The following is a 19667-nucleotide window of genomic DNA, read 5'->3' as shown; positions in this document are numbered from 1 at the left end:
CTCGAACAGGCCCCGGGAATGACCTATGCTCGCGCCTGCCTGGCAGGACGGGCATACGCCCTGCCCGGTAGATCGTTGTTGTTAATGACAGACGGACACCTCTGCATGATCGACGCCTCGCATGTTTCCCTCTCTGAAATCCGGGCCGCGGCAGGCCGGTTGACGGGTCGGGCAAGCAGAACGCCGCTCGAGATGTCGCGGGCACTTTCGCGCGGGGCCGGCGTTCCAGTGTACCTGAAACTCGAAACCCGGCAGATAACCGGCAGCTTCAAGTTTCGTGGTGCGACGAACGCCGTTCTAAGCCTGGCAGACGCGGAACGCGCCGCGGGCGTGGTGGCCGTTTCCACGGGCAATCATGGCCGCGGTCTCGCCCGGGCGGCGTCGGAAGCAGGCGTTCGATGTGTCATCGCCATGTCCCGCCTCGTTCCGGAAAACAAGGTGGAGGGGATCCGAAATGAAGGGGCCGAGGTCCTGATTTCCGGTGCAAGCCAGGACGAGGCGCAGCTTGAGGTCGACCGCCTTGTGGCTGGCGGGATGACGATGCTGCCGCCCTTCGATCATCGCGACATCATCGCCGGGCAGGGAACGATCGGGCTCGAGATCCTTGAAGACCTGCCGGATGTCGCAACCGTCCTCGTGCCGTTGTCGGGCGGCGGGTTGATTTCGGGCGTCGCGGCGGCGATCCGGTCACAAAGGCCGGAGGTGCGGATCATCGGTGTTTCGATGGAGCGGGGCGCGGCCATGCAGGCGAGCCTTGCTGCGGGGCACCCTGTCGAGGTTGAAGAACTCCCGACGCTTGCCGATAGCCTTGGCGGCGGAATCGGGCTTCACAACGCCCACACCTTCGCGATGGTGCGCGATCTGGTGAAGGATGTGGTCCTGCTCGACGAGAGCGAGATCGCCGCTGGCATACGACATTGCTATTGGGAAGAACGTCAGATCGTTGAAGGCGCGGGCGCCGTTTGCGTCGCCGCCTTGCTGTCTGGAAAAGTCCGAAGCGAGGGGCCGGTCGTCGCGGTTCTGAGTGGTGCGAACATCGACATGAAACTGCATCACCGCATCGTCTCGGGCGAGACCGTGGATATTGCTGGGGAGGCTGCCTGATGCCCGATATCCGTATCGTCGGAGAAGCCGACCTCAGGGCGCACGTCCCTCTCGATCGGGCTGCCATAGACTGTATCGAGGATGCGTTTCGTACGCTTGCGGGTGGAGGTGTCGAAATGCCTCCGATCCTGTCAATGCCGATCCACGACTTCAACGGCGAGGTCGATGTGAAGACGGCCTATGTTCCGGGGGTCGAGAGCTTTGCGATCAAGGTGTCGCCAGGGTTCTTCGACAACCCAGGCCTTGGTCTTCCCTCGACCTCGGGTCTGATGGTGCTCTTTTCGGCCCGGACAGGGTTGGTTGAGGCCGTACTGCTCGACAACGGATATCTGACGGATGTCCGCACCGCGGCGGCTGGCGCGGTGGCGGCGCGGCACCTCTCGCGGCCAGATGCGCACCGCGCGGCGATCCTCGGCGCAGGGATGCAGGCGGGGCTTCAGCTAGAGGCTCTTACGCAGGTGCGCGATGTTCGGGAGGCGGTGATCTGGGGGCGGAACATCGAGGCGGCGACGCGCCTTGCCGGTGATCTTCGAGAGCGCCTCGGTATCACGGTGACGGCGAGTGACGATGCTGAAAGCGCCGTTGGGTCGGCTGATATCATCGTGACGACGACGCCTGCCACCAAGCCCATCCTTCTGGAAGCATGGCTGCGCCCAGGTCAACATGTCACCGCCATGGGTTCCGACCAGCCGAACAAATGCGAACTTGAGCCGGCCTGTCTGGCCCGTGCCGATCTCTATGTCGCGGATCGTCTTTCGCAGACGCGCCTGCAGGGAGAGTTGCGTGCGGCACTGGCCGTAGCCGCAGTCGAGGATCGCGCCTATCCCGAACTTGGTCAGATCATCGCGCAAACCGCCGAAGGCAGGACATCGGATCACCAGATCACCATCGCCGACCTGACCGGGACAGGTGTTCAGGATACCGCCATCGCAACCCTCGCCTACGCGCGCATCCGGAAGGCGAACGCCGGAACTGCCTTTTCAAGCTGACCGGATTGCGCCGGTCTGATCCGGTGCGCAATCCGTCTGACCCCGGTAAGAAATGCGCTGCTCTGCGCCTCACGGCCCTGTGACCGGAATTCCCGATGTTTGTCGGAACATTCGCTGGACCGCGCCGTTATGTCCCCGATGCGGAAACGCCGTGTCACACATCGTGGATGTGACAATAAACGAGTAAAACCGGAGGAATTCTGATATGAAAAACCTCATCTATACCACCGTCGCCACTCTGGCCCTTGCGACTGCTGCTTCGGCCGATACGCAGCTTGATGGCGCCGTCGAGCGCGCGCTTGAAGAGAACGGTATCTATGCCGATGTCACCGCGCTTCCGACCGACGTCAAAAGCCAGATCGTGCTCATCGAGCAGGGCGGCGATGCCGACGGCACGCGCTTGAAGATCGAACAGCTTCTGCGCGAAGCGGGCTGGACCGAGATGGAAATGGCCGAAGACCAGAACATCTGGTATGCCTACGCGATCGAAATCGACGCAGAGCCGAACAGCCTGCGCGAGCACGTGGACCTGAAGCTCACGGAGTACGGCTATGACTTGGAAGGTGTCGAGCTGACGGACGACGAAGTGATGCAACTCTTCGCCATCGTTCAAAGCAGCGAGGAAGAGCCGTCGCGCGGCGCGATCGAGAAGATCCTTCAGTAACCGCGATTACTGACACCATTCGATAGGGGCGGCTTCGTGCCGCCCCTTTTCGTGTCGGCCATCTGTCTGCAACGCATTCGGCACGGGTCCGCACTGCCCTGTGCACGGTGAACAATTCTGTTGCAACAAGCTTGGAACTTCCCTCCCAGCTTGGCGTTTGTCCTCCAAGAAAGGAGAGTTATCACTATGAAAACAGGAAGTATTATTGGAATTATCGCTGCCGTGGCCGTGGTTGCTTTCGGGATCTACTTCTTCGACGTCGAACAGACCGAGGAGGCAAGCCTGCCTGATGTCGACGTAACCGTCGAAGGCGGCAACATGCCGGAATTCGAGGTCGAAAGCGGTGATGTCGAAGTCGGTACTGAAGAAGTGACGGTGGCCGTGCCGACCGTCGATATCGAAAGCCCTGAAGAAGACGCTCGCACGAGCACGAACTGACGAATTCTTGGCCCCGGGCCATTTTGGGGCAGTCAAACTTAGCCGCGCGGTGTTCCTGACCAGGATCGCCGCGCGTGTCGTTTCACGGACGTGGAGCAAATGATCTGACGGAACTTTCTTCGCCCTTGCGGGTTCTCCGCGGAAGGAGATTTCGATGACGCAAAAGTCGGTCCAGACGAGTTGTCTCACGCTTCTAACCTTGATCGCCGTTTTCGCGACGATGAACTTTGCAGAGGGCCTGTTCGCCCCGATGCTAGCGGCCATCGTCCTTGGGATCGTCTGTGCACCGGTGACTGATCGCGTCGAACGGATGGGCCTGCCCCGCGTGGTGGCGGCGCTTATGGTTCTGGCCCTCTTTATCGTCTCGTTCCTGGCGCTCTTCTTCCTCGTCGAACCGATCATATCAAAGGCGATACGAAACGCGCCGCTCATCTGGTATGAGCTTACCGAGATCCTGGAAGCCGTCAGTGGCGCGGCATCAGGAATGCGGGAAATCCAGGAAACCGTCAGCGAAGCCCTGACCCCCGAAGTCGCGGAAGGCGAAGAGACGGTCACGGAAGAGCCTGTTGCATTTCCCGGCATCATGGATGCCCTGGCCTATGCGCCCTCGCTGGCTGCCGGGATCATGGTTTTCGTTGGCACGCTTTACTTCTTTCTCGTCGCACGCACGGATGTCTACGATCGCGCGCACCGGGCCAACGGCCGGCTGACGCGCGAAGTCCTCTGCCGTGCGGAGTCACGCGTCTCCCGGTATTTCGTGACGATCACCGGGATCAACGCGGCCTTCGGCTGCCTTGTGGGGGCTGTCATGACGGTGATCGGCATGTCGAACCCGATGCTCTGGGGGCTCGCCGCATTTTTGGTGAATTTTGTCCTCTATCTCGGCCCCGCGGGCTTTGCTGCGTCGCTTCTGCTTGCGGGGATCGTACAATTTGATGGGGCAATGAGCTTTGTTCCGGCCGCCGTCTACGTTGCGATGAACATGATAGAGGGGCAGTTCGTAACCCCCTCGCTGGTCGGTCAGCACATGCGCGTGAATCCGCTCATGGTGTTCATATCGCTGATTTTCTGGCTTTGGCTGTGGGGCCCGCTTGGCGGCGTCGTCGCGATTCCCGTTCTGGTCTGGTGTCTTGTGGTATTCGAGCAGTTGGCGGATCCGCCACCTACGGGCATCGAACTTGACGATGGCGAGCAGGCCCGCAGGCAGCTTGCCGTGTGACGGCCCGTGCCGATCCGCGAGGCCGTACCGGTTCTATCGGACTGTCTGATGAAACCATCCGGGAAAGGGTGCGCCCTGTCCTCCTGCATTCGAGCAAGCCTGCCCCAGAAACACAAAACAGGCGGCCCTCTTTCGAGAGCCGCCCGCCATCATGACCGTTCGAACTGGTTACGGAGTTTTACCGCGTACCGCTCGGGCAACCATGGCCACGACGAACAGCACGATGAATACAAAGAACAGGATCTGTGCGATCCCGGCCGAGGCGCTTGCGATGCCGCCAAAACCGAACAGGGCAGCGATCAATGCAATCGCCAGGAACGTAAGTGCCCAACCAAGCATGATTTATCTCCTTCTGTTATAAGGATAAAACACGCTGTCTCGGATAAAGTTCCCTGCGAAATGCATGATGCATCCTTGGCGACGGCAGACTTCAGCCGTCCGGTTTGGTGATGCCGATCTTTTCGAGAACGGCGATGACATCCTCCGTCCGAAACGGATGGGGCAGGGTGAACAGCCCCGTGCCGTAATACGCGCTCTCAGGCAGTCCGCCGTCCAGGACAACGACGCGCGTTCCTGCATCATGCATGTCCCTTATGCGCCGTTCGTGAAGAAGATCGCCGACCGGAATAGCGAAGAAAGCCGCATCGTAAGTGCCCTTCCAGGTTGACGCCATCGAAGCAAAGACTTCGACAACGCCACCACCGAATTCAGCTAGGATTTCCTTGAGGTCTTCTGCAACAACGACATTCGGGGTAACGATGAGAAAGTTGCGCAACAAACCTGTCGGTGTGTCGTGCATGATATGCTCCTGATGACAGCTTTAGAGTTTGTAGAACGGGCGTTTTGAAACTTTTCTCCGCTTTCCGCATTTAACTGTGACATAGGGAGACGGCACCGATGGTTACCGACTGTGCGAAATGCCCGCTCCGGATCTCGAAGATCTTCGATGATATGAGCGCTGAAGAGCTGCGGTTCATGCAGAAGTTCAAGGTTGGTGAAACAACGCTTGAAAAGGGCACCCCAATCCTGATGGAGGGCTCGAACAGTCCCCAGCTCTATACCGCGCTGCGCGGTATGGGCCTTCGCTACAAGCTGCTGCCAAATGGCCGACGTCAGGTGATCAATTTCGTCCTTCCCGGAGATTTCATAGGATTGCAGGCCGGTGTGATGGGCGAAGTGCGGCATTCGGTAGAGGCGACGACGTCGATGACGCTTTGTGTTTTTGATCGCTCGGAACTCTGGACATTGTTCCGCCAGCAGCCGGAGCGTGCCTATGACCTGACCTGGCTTGCTTCCGTCGAAGAGCATTTTCTTGGCGAAGTGCTGACGAGCGTTGGGCAGATGTCCGCAAGCGAACGGATCACTTGGGGCCTTCTGCGCTTTTTCGCCCGTTGCTCCGCCGTTGGGCTGACCTCTGGTGGTTCCTGTCCGTTCCCCTACCGACAGCAGGATCTCGCGGATGCGCTCGGCCTTTCTCTCGTTCACACGAACAAGACCCTCACCAAGCTCAGGGATCGCCAAATCCTGTCCTGGCGGGATGGCACCTTGCGCATTCTCGATACCGAGAAAGCCAAGGAAATTGCGATGATCGATGATGCGAAGCCCGCCGCCCGGCCGCTGATCTAGCGCGATCCTCGGCTATCGCGCATATGCAACCTGACATATGAAAATCCCGCGGGCCCGGGGCGCGCGGAATCTCGTCGAAGGAAGGGCCTGCCCACGGTCGGGCAGGCCCCTTTCGTCGTTAGACCGTCCGGGTGGACGAGCGCGGCCCGGCTACGAGCCAAATGATGAACCCAAGCACCGGCAGGATCAGAACGAGGAGCGTCCAAAGAACCTTGCGTCCCGTCGATGCAGCCGATCCGATGATCGAGACGATAGCCCAGATGTCGAGAACGAGGATGATAAGGCCGAAGAGGCCGCCAACTTCAATCATGTTAATCTCCTAAAGCTGCGAGAAATTGCGGGCTGGCGTCTGGAATGATGCGCCCGCGGTCTTTGAAGGCATTTACCCCCTAGCTACCCGATGTGGTGGCTGCCGGTGCGGCCTGGTCTTCGCGATCGGGAGCGGACCAGAACACGACGCCAATCGTGATCAACGTCACGGCGAGGGCAGCCAGCGCAATCCCCGTCAGGGCGGGTCTGTGAGAGCGTTTCTGCCGTTCAATGTTCGTATTGGGAGCGGACATTTGGTGCCTCCTTTCGCCCATTCAACGCGGCGCCGCGGGGTTGGTTCCTGCAAAAGCCGGTTTCGCAGCGACCGATTTTTCCCTGGATCGGTGGAACTTCAGGAAGCGATGGGCGTTGAGGCGGCGACCCATCGCACTGTTTTGCGGAACGTCAGAAAGGAGACGACCGATGAAACCGTTCGCTTACGTCGTTTTGGCTTGCGCGATTGCAATGCCTGCTGCTGCGAGCGACACGAAAATCGAAACCGTGGACGTGGAATTCGACGTCGAAGCGATCGAAAGCCGATCTGCGGCAGCTTTCTGGTCGGATCTCGAGGATGATTTGGAAAACGCGATCATCGAAAAGGTTGCTGATCGGATCGCCGACACCGGTGCAGAGATCGAGATCGACATCGACGAATTCGATATGTCCGAAAGCTTTCAGGCTGCTCTGGGGGCAGATTCGCTCCTCAAGGCTGAGGTGAATGTGCGCAACCGCGCCGAGCCCACCAAGAACAGCTTTTACGAACTTACCGTGACCGTCGAGGACGCGGGACGCTTCGTGCACGGCGGCGCTGGCATCGAGGTTCTGACCGTCCCGACCAGACAGGTTTACGAACTGCTGGTCGAGACATTCGCCGAAGGCGTGGTCACCCGGCTTCGCTAACCCACCCCCCCCAAACTCAACAACCGGAGAAAGAAAATGACGATACGCATACTGGCCCTTGTGGCGGCACTTGGTTTGTCCGCCTGCGCGACGGTCGAAGGCATCGGAAAAGACGTCGAAAGCGGCGGCGAAGCCATTCAAGACGCGTCAAACGAGGTTGAACGGGAACTCTGAGACACGCCGGGCTGATTGTCCCGCTATACCATCTCGAAAAAAGTTTCTCACGAAAAAGCCCCGGCGCTGCGCCGGGGCTTTTTTTTGATGTTTTCGGCGGTGCGCTTAAGCGTGCGCCTCGAGCCCTTCTGTCGTCGCGAAGAACATCGCCTGGCTGACTGCAGCGCGCACCTGCTCTTCCGAATAGGGCTTCGTGATCAGGAAGGCAGGCTCTGGCCGTTCCCCTGTCAGAAGGCGCTCGGGGAACGCCGTGATGAAGATCACGGGACGTTCGCCGAGTTTCTCGAGCAATGTGTTCACCGCATCGATCCCCGACGATTTGTCGGCAAGTTGGATGTCGGCGAGGATAAGATCCGGCACCTCCTTGTCCGCAAGGGCAACCGCACCGTCATAGGTACGCGCAACACCAGTGACGAGGTGCCCCATGCCCGAGACGATGGATTCCAGATCCATCGCAATGATTGCCTCGTCCTCGATGATCATCACATTCCCGGTAACCATATCGCCCAAGTCGCTGAAGGCCCGGTCCACGAGATGCCGGGCTTCCTCCGTGTCGGTGCCTATGATCTCCGCGATCTCGGCGACGGAGAAGGTCTCGACAGATTTCAGCAAAAGCGCCTCGCGGGTGTTTGAGGCCAGACGGCTCAGGCGCTCATGCGCACGGCTCTCAAGCCCTCCACCCCCGCTTTTGCCATCTGCCACCGGTTCACCGGTTGTCGTCCAGATCCCGTGAAACGTGCGGTAAAGGCCCACACGCACGCTCGACGCAGCCCGCGCAAGCTTCGGATCGGCGATCAGCGCCTCAAGCGTGGCAACGGCATAATTATCGCCCGATTGCTGCGATCCCGTCAGGGCCCGCGCATAACGTCGCAGAAAGGGAAGTTCCGAGCTGATCTCGGAACTCAGGTCCGTGGCGGATGTCATTAAATCACTCCCATCATTTTCTTTGGAACTTTTCGGGCTAGATAAAGTTCCATCTTCGACATGAGTTACCAAAGCCTACATCCAAACATGGTTTCGAAACGCCAGAAGTCCAACGTCCGACGTCAGATCGACGAGAATCTCAAGCGTGTCTACGACGAAGCTCTGAACGAAAAAGTGCCGGACAAGTTCTTGGCGCTCATAGCCAAGTTGAAGGAAGGGGAGGCGAAACCTGATGACGACTGATCCACGCGAAGAAATCGTGGAACATCTGTCTTCGCTTCGCGCCTTTGCCCTGTCCCTGACACGCAACTCCGCGACAGCGGACGATCTCGTTCAGGATACGATCGTCAAGGCCTGGTCGAATATCGACAAGTTCGAGGCCGGCACCAACATGCGTGCGTGGCTGTTCACGATCCTCAGGAATACTTTCTACTCGCTTCATCGCAAGCGCAGCCGTGAGGTCGCGGATGTCGATGGGGAATATGCGGCCAAACTCGCGGAGAAACCGCTTCACGATGGCCGCCTCGCCATGAATGATTTCCGCGTGGCATTCTCCCAGTTGCCGGATGAACAGCGCGAGGCGTTGCTTCTGGTCGGCGCATCGGGCTTTTCCTACGAAGAAGCCGCCGATATGTGTGGTTGCGCGGTGGGTACGATCAAAAGCCGCGCGAACCGCGGGCGCAAACGATTGGCGGAACTCATGAACCTGAACGAGGGCGAGGCGCCGGATCTTTCGGACGCCGCCACGATGTCGATCGTGGCGGGCCGCACAGCGGCGTGAAAAGAAGCTTCGCCGTTGGGAAAATGCGCAGATCGCTTTCGGCACGAATACTTTTCCTGCTTACGATTGCGCTTCTGCCGATCGGCTTGATTGCCGTGCAGCAAACCACATCCGTGGTACGCGAGGCGCAATCTCTCGTTGAACGCGATATATTGGCCAGAACATCCGCCGCAGCGGGTGCAGAACAGGCCATCATCCGCGATGCGCAGGGCGCTGCGCGTGCCCTGGGTACGGCAGCGCTGGTGATCGGCACTGATACGGCCAAGTGCACCGAACTCATGCGCGCTTTCGTCGAGGAAAGCGACGCCTACGTTTTCGCTGGCTTCGGCGGCATGGATGGCGCGATGGAATGCCTCAGCACGGGGAACCCGATAGACGTTTCGGGCCTCGACGACTGGGCCGATTTCGTGAGCGATCCTGGCCCCATGGTCACGGTGAACCGGCGGGGCCTGGGAACGGGTCAAGCCGTTCTGGTGACATCAATGCCCGTCTCCGACACCGCCGGCCGATTCGTGGGCTTCACGTCCGTTTCAATTCCCCTCACCTTAGCCGACACACTCCTTTCTCTAAAGATCGAGGGTGTCGATCTGGCCCTGACGGATCGCGATGGCACTGTCCTGTCTGCCAGCAGCGGAAGCGATCAGACCTCGATCTTCGACAGAATGCGGATCGTCCCGTCTGAACTTACCCTCGACCGCAGGGGGCAGATCCTCAGCATAGGCAACGAGGATGGTAGGCCGGTCACCGCAGCGATCGTACCCCTCATTCCCGACAGCCTCTACCTGATCGGAAAGTGGACGAACGAAAAACCAAACGGGGTGACGGGCATCGTCGGCACGGCAATCCCGATCTTTCCGGTACTCATGTGGCTGATGGGGCTCGTTGTCGCGTTCCTGGCCATCGAGCGCCTCGTCCTGCGCCATCTCCGTACGTTTCGTCGGCAGTTGTCCCGCCTTTCGATGGAGGATCAGTATCAAAGCTATGCCTTGCTCAAGGGTGCCCCGATCGAGATCGTCCAGATCGCCAACAGCTACAACGCGATGATCGACCGGATCGCTGCCGAACATGCGGAGGTAGAGAAGGCGTCTCGTGAAAAGACGCTTCTTCTGAAGGAAGTGCATCATCGCGTAAAGAACAATCTGCAGCTGATCGCTTCGATCCTGAACATGCAGCTTCGGCATCTCGAGGCACCCGAGGCACAGCGTGTTCTTCGCAGGGTACAGGATAGGGTGATGAGCCTCGCGACGATTCACAAGTCCCTTTATGTAGATGCAAATGTCGAATGGGTCCGGGCCGACCGCATTCTCTCCGAAATCATTAACAGTGTCCTGAACGTGGGGCTCCCGACTGAAAGCCATCTGGAGAGTCACACCGATCTTCAGCCAGTGGAACTCAACCCCGACCAGGCCGTGCCACTTTCCCTTCTGGTGACAGAGGCGGTGACCAACGCGATCAAATATGCCGGTGCGTCAGAGGGGCAAACGCCCGAGGTCAGCGTGGTTCTGACCGAACCGTCCGAAGAGATCGTGAACTTAACCGTGCGGAACACGCGCGGAGAGATCCGCGTGCAGTCGAGGGAGATTAATGACGCCACTGGCCTCGGATCGCGACTGATCGAGGCCTTCGTGTCGCAGCTGGATGGCGAGCTTCGCGTCGAAGACACGCCAGACGCCTACGCGCTTCACGTCTCTTTCAGGAAGCTGATTCACACGCCCCTGCTCGAAGAAGCGGCGGAGTAGGGGGCTATAGTGGACCACGATGCCTCTGGACATTCCACGAACCGGCGAGCCATTGAATCCTTCAAGCTTCTGATCACGGCATCCGAGGCCTTCCCCGCGTTCGAACGCTTGTTCTTGAACGCTGAGGTCGAAATCTGGGCTGGCTTCCGCATCTTTGATCTATCGACACGGTTGCGCAGCGAAGAGGCTCAGCAGATCGGAAAAACATGGCTTGATCTCTTTGTCCACACGCTTGAGCGTGGCGTGTCGATCACTCTTGTTCTAAGCGATTTCGATCCGGTTGTGGCGACCGAACAGCACCGCAACAGCTGGGAAAGCGCGCGCAAACTGGCCTCTGCAGGCGAAATCGCCGGGCGCGGCACCCTGACTTTCCGAGTGGCGGCGCATCCTGCGCGGGTCGGGATCCTACCGAGGCTCGTGCTTCGCGGCAAGGTGCGCGAGAAACTGAAAGAAGCCGATGCCGGGCCGATGACCCCTGGCCTCGACGGCGTCTCAGGCGGCGATATTTTCGATCTGATACCGGCCACCCATCACCAGAAACTCGCGGTTTTCGACAGAACAACGCTCTACATCGGTGGTCTCGATCTCGATGAGCGGCGCTACGACACGCCAGGCCACGAACGGCCGGCCGCTGAAACCTGGCAGGATGTCCAGGCTATCGTGACCGGCCCAGTCGTGGAAGCCGCCCAGACGCATCTGGAAACCTTCGAGGTGGTAACCGAGGCTAAGGCGGCGCCCGAGCCGCGGCACGACGGCTTCATCAGGACACTCTCGCAAAAGCGCCGGGTTGCACCTTTCCATATCTCCCCCAAGACCGTGGTGCGCGAGATCGAGGCGCTGCACCTCGAGGCGATCGGACGGTCAAGCAAGCTGATCTACCTCGAAACGCAGTTCTTGCGTCATCTGCCTATTGCCGAATGCCTAGCCGCACGGGCCGATGAAGTTCCCGGTTTGCATCTTATTGCCGTGCTCCCTGCTGCGCCCGAAGCCATCGCTTTCGATGGCGAGACGGGGAAAGACGTTCGCATGGGCGAGCATTTGCAGGCCAAGTCGGTTGCCACGATCTGTGAAGCATTCGGGGATCGCGCGCTGATCTGCGCCCCGGTCCAGCGGCGCAGGACCCGTCAAACCAGGGATCGCTCGGCATTCAATGGGGCGCCGATCGTCTACGTGCACTCCAAGGTCTCGATATTCGACGAGGTGGAGGCGACGGTTTCATCGGCCAACCTGAACGGCCGCAGCATGTGCTGGGATACCGAAGCCGGCGTGCATCTTACAGACCAGGCCCATATCAGCCATCTGCGCGAGAGGCTCTTCCGCCACTGGATGCCTGAGGTCGGTGACGGCGGAACACTCGATGCCGATAAACTGGTCTCTGCCTGGCGCGCGGCCATCCAACGCAACGCCAAAGCGGCCCCCGACCGCCGCTCTTCGTTCCTCGTGCCCTATGACGACGAGGTGGCACGCGAGTTTGGCGAAGGTGTCCCTATCGTCCCCGACGAACTGGTGTGATCCCCTGAAACGATGGAACGCGGACGAGTGCCGCGCGTTGCCCCCTCAGTACTTGGTGAAGGAGAAATCTCATGAATATGGACGAAATCAAAGGCAACTGGAAACAACTCAAAGGCGCGGCGATCGAACAGTGGGGCAAACTCACCGACGATGAACTGGACCAGGCCCAGGGGGAGCGTGAACAACTCGTCGGCCTGGTGCAGGAGAAGTACGGCAAGGCCCGCGAGGACGCGGAACGCGAGGTTGATGCCTGGCTTGCACGCCAGTAACCTATTTCAAGATAAAAGATATCAGGCGCCCGCAATCGCGGGCGCCTTTTTCATGCCTGGCTGTTGGGGCTGTCGGGGCCGTCGCTCGCAAGCGTCGATTTGCGGCTGTCCTCGGCCCGCTGCTTTCTTTCGACACGCTCCTTCGACACCACCGCGAATATCAGCACGGCCAGGAGGGGCATCAGCATCAGAACGACGATCAGCGTAGACGTATCCATGACAGGACCTCCAAAGGAAAACGGGGCCAACCGTTTGGCTGGCCCCGCGTGAAAGACGCAATCAGTCCTCGTATCTAGGCATCGCCTCTAGCTCTGCTTTCGTCTTCGTCACTTCCACACGGAAATCACCGTCGTCCGCTTCGCGCATGATATCCATCTCCGCGAGTTCGAGCAGAACCGGCTTTTCGCCAAGGCCGAGGAAGCCACCTACATCGATCACGGCACGTTCGATCTGACCACTATCGTTGACGTTCAGCTGATCGATCTCGCCGATCCATTCGCCATTCGCATCGTAAACACGCGCGCCGGTCAGATCGTCCGTCGTCAGTTCTTCGATCTTGGCCATTTCATAGCCCTCGCGTTCGACGACCCGGGCAAGTTCGCTGGTTTCCTGCGCAACTTCGTTGGCGGCGGCCTCCGTCGTGTTTTCGATCGCTGTGCCGGCGGCTTCGGCAGCTTCGGCCGCTTCGGTCGCGGCATTCTCTGCTGCAGCTTCCGCATCGGCGGCCACAGATTCAGCCGCGGCCTTCGCCTCCTCGGCTTCGGTCTTGAGTTCCGCCGCAGCCGTCTCCGCAGTCTCCTCGACGGTCTCGCCCGCGTTCTCGGCAGCCTCGGCCACCTCGGCCGTGGTCTCCTTGGCCTCCGCCTCGACATTCGCTGCGGCTGACTCAACCGCAGTCTCGGCCTCTTGCAGTTCGGCCTCAACCGTCGGGAACTCGAACTCCGGCGCCTCAGCCAGCGCTTCGGCGGCGGCCGGGACGACGATGAAGAAGTCGGTGGTGTCCTCGGTTTCCTCGTCCGACACAAGCTGCAGGGCATCCATCTTCATGGCCACCTGCCGCTCGCCGAGGCCAAGGAACCCGCCCATGTCGACGATAACCGCCTCGACGTTCCCACCGCGGCTGAGCACGATGTCGTTGATTTCGCCGATATCTTCCCATCCGTCCTGAAGGCCCATGATGCCGTCGCCTTCCACGCCGCTTTCCGCGGCGTAGACGCGCATGCCGATCAGTTCGGATGCCTGCAAGTTCTCACCGGTCATTTCGGTCAGGAACATCTGGGTCAGATCGCTGGACGCGATGGCAGGGGTGGTTGCGAACAGCGCTGCGCTGAGCGCGGTGGTCGTAAGAAACTTCGTCATATCGTACCTCCAAGGGGTTATGTGACGGTGTTGTGCCAGCGGCACGTCGTCTGCTCGGCAACGTGCAAACGCGAGCGCGGTTCCACGACTCTAGAAAAAATATTTAATGAAAACAAAAAGTTGCCGAGAGGCGGGGAGGCCCCTCGGCAACACCTGCAAGGCAGGACAGGGTGTCGTTTGAGCCGGCGGGAACAACCGGCTCTGACACTCACTGAACGCTCCTCAGATTGAAAAGGTTCCCTGGCATTTTCAGCCCCCGCTCCAGACCACACCATGCAGTGGGAACCTCATCTTCGTGTCAGACGTTGCCGGGGCATGAATATCGATCGGTTGACCGACACGCTTTTCACGCGCCTTGACGGCATCGCGACGACGATGGTCGCGTCGCTCCCGCAGCTCGTTCTCGCCGCGCTGATCATCATGGCCACTTACGCGGGCTCGAAAGGCGTGCAGTTCGTCATCCGGCGCTTTGGCTCGCGCTTGCGGTTCCGGCGGAATCTCGTTGACGTTCTTACCCTGATCGCGAAAACCGGTACGTGGCTTGCGGGGCTGCTGATCGCCATGACCATTCTGTTTCCGACGATCACACCGGGACACGCGCTGACCACCCTTGGTCTGGGCTCCGTCGCCATTGGTTTCGCTTTCAAGGACACGTTCGAGAATTTCCTCGCCGGCATCCTCATCCTGCTGAGAGAGCCCTTCCGAATAAGCGACTTCGTCGAATGTGAAGGGATCGAAGGACAGATCGAGGAAATCACCATCCGCGATACCCGTATCCGCCGAACGGACGGACAGCTTGTCGTCATGCCCAATCACGAATTGTTCCAGAATCCGGTGGTCGTGCGCACCGACCGTGACATCCGGCGTACGACGGTCATCTGCGGGGTCGCCTATGACGAAGACGTCGATGCGGCACGCGGCGTGATCCGCGACGCCGTCGTTGCCGTCGACAGCGTGCGAGACGACGTCAGAGATGTCGAGGTTTACGCCCTTGCCTTCGGCGCGTCGTCGATAGATTTCGAGATCACGTGGTGGACGGGCTCCCGTCCCTCCGACATCCGCGCCTCGCGCGATCAGGTCGTGGCGGCCGTCAAACGGGCGCTCGACGACGCCGGGATCGAAATTCCGTTCCCCTATCAGACGCTGACGTTCAAGGAACCGCTGCCTATCCTGACAGGCGGCGGGTCGGACAAGGCTGGCTGACGGAATGCCCTATCGCGCCTTCATTCTGAAAATCCTCTCAGATCTCAGGGCAAGCTACTGGTTCATCCCGACGTGCCTTGTCTTCGCGTCATGGATCCTGGCCGAACTCCTGCTCTATGTCGATCGGGGCAACGTCTCCTGGATCGATCCGCTTCTTGCTGAAATCGAAAACACGCAGATCGATGGGGCCCGTACAATCCTGTCCGTCATTGCGCAGTCGGTGATCGGCGTGACGGGCGTGATGTTTTCGGTCACCATGGTTGCCGTGTCCTTTGCCTCGGGCAATTTCGGTCCGCGCCTCATTGGAAACTTCATGCGCGATCGTGGCAATCAGTGGAGTCTCGGGATCCTGATCTCCACTTTCGTCTACGCCCTGATCATCCTCCGCAGTGTCCAAAGTCCGGCTGAAGGGGGGCCAGAAGTTTTCGTACCCCAGGCTTCGATCATCGTTGCGATGGGCCTCGCTCTCGTCTCGGTTTTCGTGATGATCTTCTTCGTCCACCACGTGCCCGAGACGATCAATGTCTCAAACATTGTCGCTGGGCTTGGGGAACGCCTCTGCGCGGCGCTCACATCGACGGCTCACGACTGTGCACCGCACGATCCCCTGCCGGTCAAGGAAACCCATGCGGTCACGCTGTCCAGTCCCGGCTATGTACAGCGTGTCGACACCGAACAGATGCAGGAAATCGCAGAGGAAAACGATCTCCGGATCGATCTCCTCATCCGACCGGGGATGTTCGTAAACGCGGCCTTTCACGTGGCGCGCGTCGCCGGCGATCTTTCTGACGACGCCGAAACCGCCCTGAAAAGCGCGATCGCACTCGGCAAGGCGAAGACCGAAGATCAGAACCTTCTCTTCATCGCCGAGCAGCAAGTCGAAATGCTGGCGCGCGCCCTTTCTCCTGGGGTCAACGATCCGCATACGGCGATCGATTGCCTTAATTGGCTCGCGGCGGGGATCGTCGCGGGTGCACGCGAGGGCGCATGTTTCGGAATTCGCCCGACCGAGCGTGTTTCTGTGCCGCCGATTGATCTGGCCGTTCTTCTAGATCAGACTTTCGGTGCCGCGCGTCCCTATGTGGATCGGGACGAGATGACGCTCAGCCACTGGCAGAAACTGCTTGATGAAATGGCGGCAAGCGGGGGCGACACACTCCGCTCGGCGATCCGCCCGCTGCGCAAGGGCTGACATCCGAACAACCTCCGGGAGCGCCGCGGGATCCGGAACAAACCGTGCCATCCGTTTGTTGATCGCCCAGCAAAGGAGATCGACGATGGACACCCACAAAGTAAACACATCCGAGCAACCGATCTCGGCCATTTCGCAACTCGCAACAGACGTCGTGGATGCGATCCGGGGCTATGAAACGATGATCGACCTGGCGGATGAGGATCTGCGCCCGGTCGTGGAAAGGCTGCACGCCCTTCACAATACCCATGCGGGACCGCTTCTTACCATGCTCGATGAACTGGGCGGCAGTCCGGACGAGGTGGGATCCGCCTTCGCAATGGTCCACCGCGCAGTGGCGAAAACGCGAAACCTGTTCGGAGCTCTCGACAGCAGCGCTGTCCGCCAGATTGTCGATGGAGAGGAGCGGCTCGTGAATTCTTACTCGAACGCCATTTCCAACTCAGGGTCGCAGCCCGAATACCGCAACATCCTTTCGGACCAGCGCGATGAGCTGCGGGCAGAGATCACGACACTGCGGACCTGACGACGGAACTTCCACCCGGGTCTCCGCGTTTGAGAAATGAGAAAACAAGGGCGGGGTTCCGGCTGGCATCGGCTGCTCCGCAACGGTCCAGGCTTCTGCCCTTTCCGCAGCGGCCGCCAGGCCGACATCAGACAGTCAAGGAGGTCCCCATGACCGCGACGCCGAAGAAAACAACGACGACTGGCAACACCGAAGGCAAGACATCCGCGCTTCCGGGCGCGCAGACCACGCCGGGTCCGAACAAGACCCCCGTGGACGCGGCCAAGCCGAACTTCAACAAGGAAGTCTCCGATCAGGTTGCCGAAGCGCAGCGCGCTGCAATCGACGAGGCCAAGGACGCCGTTGGCGCTGCCCGAAGCAACATCGAAGAGCACATGGGGCGTGCGCAGAGCAACGTTGCTAGCAGTGTCGAACAAACAGCCGACAACCTGCGGGACGCAGGCCGGTCGTTCGACCCGGGCTCTTTCGCCGACGAGGTCGCAGGTCGCCTGGCCGACAATCTGGCCGAGGCGGCCAGTGCCGTGAGACGTGCGGATCTCGGCTCCGTTCAGGACGATCTCACTGATTTCGCGCGCCGCAATCCGCTCGTCTTTTTCGGCGGCGCCGCGGTGCTCGGCTTCATGGCGGGGCGCTTCCTCAAAGCGTCCGACCGTGGCGAGGGGGATGTTGCCGACATGCCGCGCCGCAGCAACGGCTGGGGCCAGTCGTGATGAGTGACCAGGCGGATGTAAACCGGGGGTCCTCTCCGGTCAGCGATATCCTGACGCATCTGTCGAATTTGATGCGCAAGGAAGTGGCGCTGGCGCGAAGCGAGATCAGCCAGAACATCGAACGTGCCGCCATGGCGCTCGGTCTTTTGGTTGCAGCCGTTGTCATGGCTCTGACCGCGCTGAACGCGCTCGCGGGCGCCGCGATCGCGGGGCTCGCAAGTTTCGGCATCGAAGCCGGCTGGGCATCGCTTATCGTGGGGGGCGTCCTCGCCCTGATTGCCTTTCTGATGCTCGCGAAGGCCCGCCATGACCTGAAAATTTCAAGCCTCGCACCCTCGCGCACTGCCGAGAACGTGCGCCGCGATGCCGACGTGATCCGGGGGTCGCTCCATGACTGATCAGTCGCCGCAGGAAATCGAACGTGAAATTGCCGCCGAACGCTCCGCTCTCGAAACGTCGATCGAAGCGCTACAGGCGCAATTCTCCACCGAGGCGCTCGTCGAACAGGCGAGCGGGATGATCAAGACCCACGGGTCGGAAATCGCCCAGTCGGTCGCACGGACGGCGCGGGAAAACCCGGCAGCACTTGCCCTGACCGGCATCGGCCTTGTCTGGCTTCTCGCCGGAAAGTCCGAGGACAAGCCCGAACGCAACGGCAGTGTCGCCGCCTACGATACAAGAAGCCGGCCAACGGCAACCGGCTTTCGGGCCGAACCAATCCCGCCCTCTGAATTCGAAGAACGGATCGTCGCCGCCGAGGCAACCATGAAAAGCGACGCGAGACCTGACCCGGCCATTGCCGGCGGGACCGCGCATCATCTGAAGGAGACACAGTCGATGACTGACACATATTACGGAAGCCGCGCGTCGGTTGAAACCGGCGACCAGGATTTCAGAACCCGCGCCTATGCCAAGGCGGCCGACCTGCGCCGTCGCATCGACGAGGGCACGACGGACATGACCGATGCAGCACGAGAACGTGTCAGACAGGCCCGCGAGGCGGCGATCACCGCCCAGGAAGCTGTCGAACGTCATGCCCGGGGGGCCGCCCGCACAGTCCGGCGCTCAAGCCAGGACAACCCGCTTCTTTTCGGCGCGCTGACTTTCGCGGCCGGCGCCCTGCTGGCGGCCAGCCTGCCCCGCACTTCGACGGAAGACCGGGCGCTCGGAACGCACCGCGATCGCCTCTTCGACGAGGCCGACCGCGTGTTCCGCGAAGAGGCCGATCGCATGAAGGCTGCCGCAAAAACCGCGATCGACGAAGGCAAGACGGCTGCAAAAGAAGCCTATCGGGGGTAAGCTTCGGCCCCTATCAGGGAGGCCGCGCCATGGGCAAGCAACACGCAGTCATTATCGGTGCCGGCGACGGATTGTCGGCGGCACTCGCCCGTAATCTCGCGTCCGATCATGCGCTGACTTTGGCGGCACGGTCGGGAGACAAGATGCGCGCCGTGGCCGAAGAAACAAACGCCGCGACCGTTCGCCTCGACGCGACCGACGAGGCGGCGGTCGCGGCATTGTTCGATGATCTGCCAGAGGCGCCCCGCGTCGTCGTCTACAACCCGTCCGCCCGCATCCGCGGCCCGATCACCGAACTCGACGCCGAGGAGGTGCGCAAGGCCGTTGAGGTTACTGCCTTCGGGGCGTTCCTTACCGGAAAACACGCCGCACGCAGGATGCTGAAGGCAGATCCCGCCGACGACGGCACACGCGGAACGATCCTTTTTACCGGCGCCTCCGCCGGGGTGAAGGGCTTCCCGCAATCCGCGCCTTTCGCGATGGGCAAATTCGCCCAGCGGGGCCTCGCCCAAAGCATGGCGCGCGAACTTCACCCGAACGGCATTCACGTCGCCTGGATCAACATCGACGGCGCGATCCTGAACCCGGGCCGCAGCGAGCCGGACGGCAAGCCGGGCTCCATGCTCCGGCCGGAGGCGATTGCCCGCTCCTACCGCCACCTCATCGAACAGGACCGTTCGGCCTGGACCCATGAAATAGCGGTGCGGCCTTGGGTCGAGACCTTCTAGCG

At 60.5% G+C, this 19667-nt stretch carries 27 protein-coding genes; 20 read left to right on the top strand and 7 right to left on the bottom strand.

Annotated features, from left to right (window positions below; genetic code table 11):
- The first annotated feature begins 84 nt into the window (after positions 1-84).
- From eutB to RXV90_RS14765, 5 genes are all read left to right on the top strand, one after another.
- Entirely contained in the window at positions 85-1104 is a 1020-nt protein-coding gene (gene eutB / locus RXV90_RS14785; RefSeq protein WP_316649590.1) for a hydroxyectoine utilization dehydratase EutB, read from the top strand.
- Entirely contained in the window at positions 1104-2093 is a 990-nt protein-coding gene (locus RXV90_RS14780) for a cyclodeaminase (RefSeq protein WP_316649589.1), read from the top strand. The genes eutB and RXV90_RS14780 overlap by 1 nt, the downstream gene beginning before the upstream one ends.
- Before the next feature lie 205 nt (positions 2094-2298).
- The gene (locus RXV90_RS14775) at positions 2299-2757 is read left to right on the top strand and encodes a hypothetical protein (protein ID WP_316649588.1); all 459 of its coding nucleotides are present in this window, start codon (positions 2299-2301) and stop codon (positions 2755-2757) included.
- 186 nt (positions 2758-2943) lie between these two features.
- On the top strand, positions 2944-3195 hold the full coding sequence (locus tag RXV90_RS14770) for a hypothetical protein (protein ID WP_316649587.1): 252 nt from the start codon (positions 2944-2946) through the stop codon (positions 3193-3195).
- A 154-nt stretch (positions 3196-3349) separates the two neighbouring features.
- Positions 3350-4414 carry an AI-2E family transporter gene (locus tag RXV90_RS14765; protein ID WP_316649586.1) on the top strand — a complete coding sequence of 355 codons (1065 nt, stop codon included), beginning with the start codon at positions 3350-3352 and terminating at the stop codon, positions 4412-4414.
- Between the two features lie 168 nt (positions 4415-4582).
- Here RXV90_RS14765 and RXV90_RS14760 read toward each other — a convergent pair whose 3' ends face one another.
- Positions 4583-4753 carry a DUF1328 domain-containing protein gene (locus RXV90_RS14760; protein WP_316649585.1) on the bottom strand — a complete coding sequence of 57 codons (171 nt, stop codon included), beginning with the start codon at positions 4751-4753 and terminating at the stop codon, positions 4583-4585.
- 91 nt (positions 4754-4844) lie between these two features.
- Complete coding sequence (locus tag RXV90_RS14755) at positions 4845-5213, bottom strand: hypothetical protein (protein WP_316649584.1); 369 nt, start codon at positions 5211-5213, stop codon at positions 4845-4847.
- A 98-nt stretch (positions 5214-5311) separates the two neighbouring features.
- Between RXV90_RS14755 and RXV90_RS14750 the strand changes: the two genes are divergently transcribed.
- Positions 5312-6040: a Crp/Fnr family transcriptional regulator gene (locus tag RXV90_RS14750; protein ID WP_316649583.1), complete on the top strand. Its 729-nt coding sequence runs from the start codon at positions 5312-5314 to the stop codon at positions 6038-6040.
- A 118-nt stretch (positions 6041-6158) separates the two neighbouring features.
- Here RXV90_RS14750 and RXV90_RS14745 read toward each other — a convergent pair whose 3' ends face one another.
- Positions 6159-6350, bottom strand: coding sequence for a PLD nuclease N-terminal domain-containing protein (locus RXV90_RS14745; RefSeq protein WP_316649582.1), 192 nt, complete (start codon positions 6348-6350; stop codon positions 6159-6161).
- 79 nt (positions 6351-6429) lie between these two features.
- Positions 6430-6603, bottom strand: coding sequence for a hypothetical protein (locus RXV90_RS14740; protein WP_316649581.1), 174 nt, complete (start codon positions 6601-6603; stop codon positions 6430-6432).
- A 169-nt stretch (positions 6604-6772) separates the two neighbouring features.
- Here RXV90_RS14740 and RXV90_RS14735 point away from each other — a divergent pair, with 169 nt between their 5' ends.
- Positions 6773-7249 carry a hypothetical protein gene (locus tag RXV90_RS14735; RefSeq protein ID WP_316649580.1) on the top strand — a complete coding sequence of 159 codons (477 nt, stop codon included), beginning with the start codon at positions 6773-6775 and terminating at the stop codon, positions 7247-7249.
- 36 nt (positions 7250-7285) lie between these two features.
- A complete protein-coding gene (locus RXV90_RS14730; protein WP_316649579.1) occupies positions 7286-7423 on the top strand; it encodes an entericidin A/B family lipoprotein in 138 nt (45 codons plus the stop codon).
- Between the two features lie 105 nt (positions 7424-7528).
- Here the strand turns inward: RXV90_RS14730 and RXV90_RS14725 are convergent, their stop codons facing one another.
- A complete protein-coding gene (locus tag RXV90_RS14725; RefSeq protein WP_316649578.1) occupies positions 7529-8347 on the bottom strand; it encodes a response regulator in 819 nt (272 codons plus the stop codon).
- A gap of 87 nt (positions 8348-8434) precedes the next feature.
- On the opposite strand from RXV90_RS14725, the gene RXV90_RS14720 reads away from it, so the two are divergent.
- The 5 genes from RXV90_RS14720 (at position 8435) to RXV90_RS14700 (ending at position 12648) form a co-directional block, all read left to right on the top strand.
- Positions 8435-8590 carry a NepR family anti-sigma factor gene (locus tag RXV90_RS14720; RefSeq protein WP_316649577.1) on the top strand — a complete coding sequence of 52 codons (156 nt, stop codon included), beginning with the start codon at positions 8435-8437 and terminating at the stop codon, positions 8588-8590.
- Complete coding sequence (locus RXV90_RS14715) at positions 8580-9128, top strand: RNA polymerase sigma factor (RefSeq protein WP_316649576.1); 549 nt, start codon at positions 8580-8582, stop codon at positions 9126-9128. Before RXV90_RS14720 ends, RXV90_RS14715 begins: the two co-directional genes overlap by 11 nt.
- A 23-nt stretch (positions 9129-9151) precedes the next feature.
- Positions 9152-10867, top strand: coding sequence for a sensor histidine kinase (locus RXV90_RS14710; protein WP_316649575.1), 1716 nt, complete (start codon positions 9152-9154; stop codon positions 10865-10867).
- Between the two features lie 9 nt (positions 10868-10876).
- Complete coding sequence (locus RXV90_RS14705; RefSeq protein ID WP_316649574.1) at positions 10877-12379, top strand: phospholipase D family protein; 1503 nt, start codon at positions 10877-10879, stop codon at positions 12377-12379.
- A gap of 71 nt (positions 12380-12450) precedes the next feature.
- Positions 12451-12648 (top strand): CsbD family protein, encoded by a 198-nt coding sequence (locus RXV90_RS14700; RefSeq protein ID WP_316649573.1) that lies wholly within the window; start codon positions 12451-12453, stop codon positions 12646-12648.
- A gap of 50 nt (positions 12649-12698) precedes the next feature.
- Here the strand turns inward: RXV90_RS14700 and RXV90_RS14695 are convergent, their stop codons facing one another.
- Both RXV90_RS14695 and RXV90_RS14690 read right to left on the bottom strand, forming a co-directional pair.
- Positions 12699-12866: a hypothetical protein gene (locus tag RXV90_RS14695; RefSeq protein WP_316649572.1), complete on the bottom strand. Its 168-nt coding sequence runs from the start codon at positions 12864-12866 to the stop codon at positions 12699-12701.
- A gap of 61 nt (positions 12867-12927) precedes the next feature.
- Entirely contained in the window at positions 12928-14007 is a 1080-nt protein-coding gene (locus RXV90_RS14690) for a PRC-barrel domain-containing protein (RefSeq protein ID WP_316649571.1), read from the bottom strand.
- Positions 14008-14382: 375 nt separating this feature from the next.
- On the opposite strand from RXV90_RS14690, the gene RXV90_RS14685 reads away from it, so the two are divergent.
- From RXV90_RS14685 to RXV90_RS14655, 7 genes are all read left to right on the top strand, one after another.
- Positions 14383-15210, top strand: coding sequence for a mechanosensitive ion channel family protein (locus RXV90_RS14685; protein ID WP_410482373.1), 828 nt, complete (start codon positions 14383-14385; stop codon positions 15208-15210).
- 4 nt (positions 15211-15214) lie between these two features.
- The gene (locus tag RXV90_RS14680; protein WP_316649569.1) at positions 15215-16402 is read left to right on the top strand and encodes a DUF2254 domain-containing protein; all 1188 of its coding nucleotides are present in this window, start codon (positions 15215-15217) and stop codon (positions 16400-16402) included.
- An 85-nt stretch (positions 16403-16487) separates the two neighbouring features.
- Positions 16488-16928, top strand: coding sequence for a DUF2383 domain-containing protein (locus RXV90_RS14675; protein WP_316649568.1), 441 nt, complete (start codon positions 16488-16490; stop codon positions 16926-16928).
- A gap of 149 nt (positions 16929-17077) precedes the next feature.
- A complete protein-coding gene (locus RXV90_RS14670) occupies positions 17078-17638 on the top strand; it encodes a hypothetical protein (RefSeq protein ID WP_316649567.1) in 561 nt (186 codons plus the stop codon).
- Entirely contained in the window at positions 17638-18036 is a 399-nt protein-coding gene (locus tag RXV90_RS14665; RefSeq protein ID WP_316649566.1) for a phage holin family protein, read from the top strand. Before RXV90_RS14670 ends, RXV90_RS14665 begins: the two co-directional genes overlap by 1 nt.
- Positions 18029-18937, top strand: a complete 909-nt coding sequence (locus RXV90_RS14660; RefSeq protein ID WP_316649565.1) for a DUF3618 domain-containing protein — start codon at positions 18029-18031, stop codon at positions 18935-18937. Before RXV90_RS14665 ends, RXV90_RS14660 begins: the two co-directional genes overlap by 8 nt.
- A gap of 29 nt (positions 18938-18966) precedes the next feature.
- Positions 18967-19665, top strand: coding sequence for an SDR family NAD(P)-dependent oxidoreductase (locus tag RXV90_RS14655; RefSeq protein ID WP_316649564.1), 699 nt, complete (start codon positions 18967-18969; stop codon positions 19663-19665).
- Positions 19666-19667: the final 2 nt, after the last annotated feature.

The sequence above is a fragment of the Ovoidimarina sediminis genome (assembly GCF_032586175.1).
Taxonomy (GTDB): Bacteria; Pseudomonadota; Alphaproteobacteria; order Rhodobacterales; family Rhodobacteraceae; genus Ovoidimarina; species Ovoidimarina sediminis.
The sequence above is the reverse complement of the archived record's forward strand: the minus strand, read 5'-3'. Positions and strand labels throughout refer to the sequence as shown.

What these genes read in the sequence shown, in the direction of transcription:
- RXV90_RS14765 (WP_316649586.1), top strand. Translation starts at nt 3,350, where the DNA reads ATGACGCAAAAGTCGGTCCAGACGAGTTGTCTCACGCTTCTAACCTTG.
- RXV90_RS14710 (WP_316649575.1), top strand. Translation starts at nt 9,152, where the DNA reads ATGCGCAGATCGCTTTCGGCACGAATACTTTTCCTGCTTACGATTGCG.
- RXV90_RS14760 (WP_316649585.1), bottom strand. Translation starts at nt 4,753, where the DNA reads ATGCTTGGTTGGGCACTTACGTTCCTGGCGATTGCATTGATCGCTGCC.
- RXV90_RS14770 (WP_316649587.1), top strand. Translation starts at nt 2,944, where the DNA reads ATGAAAACAGGAAGTATTATTGGAATTATCGCTGCCGTGGCCGTGGTT.
- RXV90_RS14720 (WP_316649577.1), top strand. Translation starts at nt 8,435, where the DNA reads ATGGTTTCGAAACGCCAGAAGTCCAACGTCCGACGTCAGATCGACGAG.
- RXV90_RS14685 (WP_410482373.1), top strand. Translation starts at nt 14,383, where the DNA reads ATGGTCGCGTCGCTCCCGCAGCTCGTTCTCGCCGCGCTGATCATCATG.
- RXV90_RS14730 (WP_316649579.1), top strand. Translation starts at nt 7,286, where the DNA reads ATGACGATACGCATACTGGCCCTTGTGGCGGCACTTGGTTTGTCCGCC.
- RXV90_RS14740 (WP_316649581.1), bottom strand. Translation starts at nt 6,603, where the DNA reads ATGTCCGCTCCCAATACGAACATTGAACGGCAGAAACGCTCTCACAGA.
- RXV90_RS14735 (WP_316649580.1), top strand. Translation starts at nt 6,773, where the DNA reads ATGAAACCGTTCGCTTACGTCGTTTTGGCTTGCGCGATTGCAATGCCT.
- RXV90_RS14745 (WP_316649582.1), bottom strand. Translation starts at nt 6,350, where the DNA reads ATGATTGAAGTTGGCGGCCTCTTCGGCCTTATCATCCTCGTTCTCGAC.
- RXV90_RS14680 (WP_316649569.1), top strand. Translation starts at nt 15,215, where the DNA reads ATGCCCTATCGCGCCTTCATTCTGAAAATCCTCTCAGATCTCAGGGCA.
- RXV90_RS14725 (WP_316649578.1), bottom strand. Translation starts at nt 8,347, where the DNA reads ATGACATCCGCCACGGACCTGAGTTCCGAGATCAGCTCGGAACTTCCC.
- RXV90_RS14695 (WP_316649572.1), bottom strand. Translation starts at nt 12,866, where the DNA reads ATGGATACGTCTACGCTGATCGTCGTTCTGATGCTGATGCCCCTCCTG.
- RXV90_RS14755 (WP_316649584.1), bottom strand. Translation starts at nt 5,213, where the DNA reads ATGCACGACACACCGACAGGTTTGTTGCGCAACTTTCTCATCGTTACC.
- RXV90_RS14700 (WP_316649573.1), top strand. Translation starts at nt 12,451, where the DNA reads ATGAATATGGACGAAATCAAAGGCAACTGGAAACAACTCAAAGGCGCG.
- RXV90_RS14780 (WP_316649589.1), top strand. Translation starts at nt 1,104, where the DNA reads ATGCCCGATATCCGTATCGTCGGAGAAGCCGACCTCAGGGCGCACGTC.
- RXV90_RS14690 (WP_316649571.1), bottom strand. Translation starts at nt 14,007, where the DNA reads ATGACGAAGTTTCTTACGACCACCGCGCTCAGCGCAGCGCTGTTCGCA.
- RXV90_RS14670 (WP_316649567.1), top strand. Translation starts at nt 17,078, where the DNA reads ATGACCGCGACGCCGAAGAAAACAACGACGACTGGCAACACCGAAGGC.
- RXV90_RS14775 (WP_316649588.1), top strand. Translation starts at nt 2,299, where the DNA reads ATGAAAAACCTCATCTATACCACCGTCGCCACTCTGGCCCTTGCGACT.
- RXV90_RS14715 (WP_316649576.1), top strand. Translation starts at nt 8,580, where the DNA reads ATGACGACTGATCCACGCGAAGAAATCGTGGAACATCTGTCTTCGCTT.
- RXV90_RS14660 (WP_316649565.1), top strand. Translation starts at nt 18,029, where the DNA reads ATGACTGATCAGTCGCCGCAGGAAATCGAACGTGAAATTGCCGCCGAA.
- RXV90_RS14655 (WP_316649564.1), top strand. Translation starts at nt 18,967, where the DNA reads ATGGGCAAGCAACACGCAGTCATTATCGGTGCCGGCGACGGATTGTCG.
- RXV90_RS14665 (WP_316649566.1), top strand. Translation starts at nt 17,638, where the DNA reads ATGAGTGACCAGGCGGATGTAAACCGGGGGTCCTCTCCGGTCAGCGAT.
- eutB (WP_316649590.1), top strand. Translation starts at nt 85, where the DNA reads ATGACAGACGGACACCTCTGCATGATCGACGCCTCGCATGTTTCCCTC.
- RXV90_RS14750 (WP_316649583.1), top strand. Translation starts at nt 5,312, where the DNA reads ATGGTTACCGACTGTGCGAAATGCCCGCTCCGGATCTCGAAGATCTTC.
- RXV90_RS14675 (WP_316649568.1), top strand. Translation starts at nt 16,488, where the DNA reads ATGGACACCCACAAAGTAAACACATCCGAGCAACCGATCTCGGCCATT.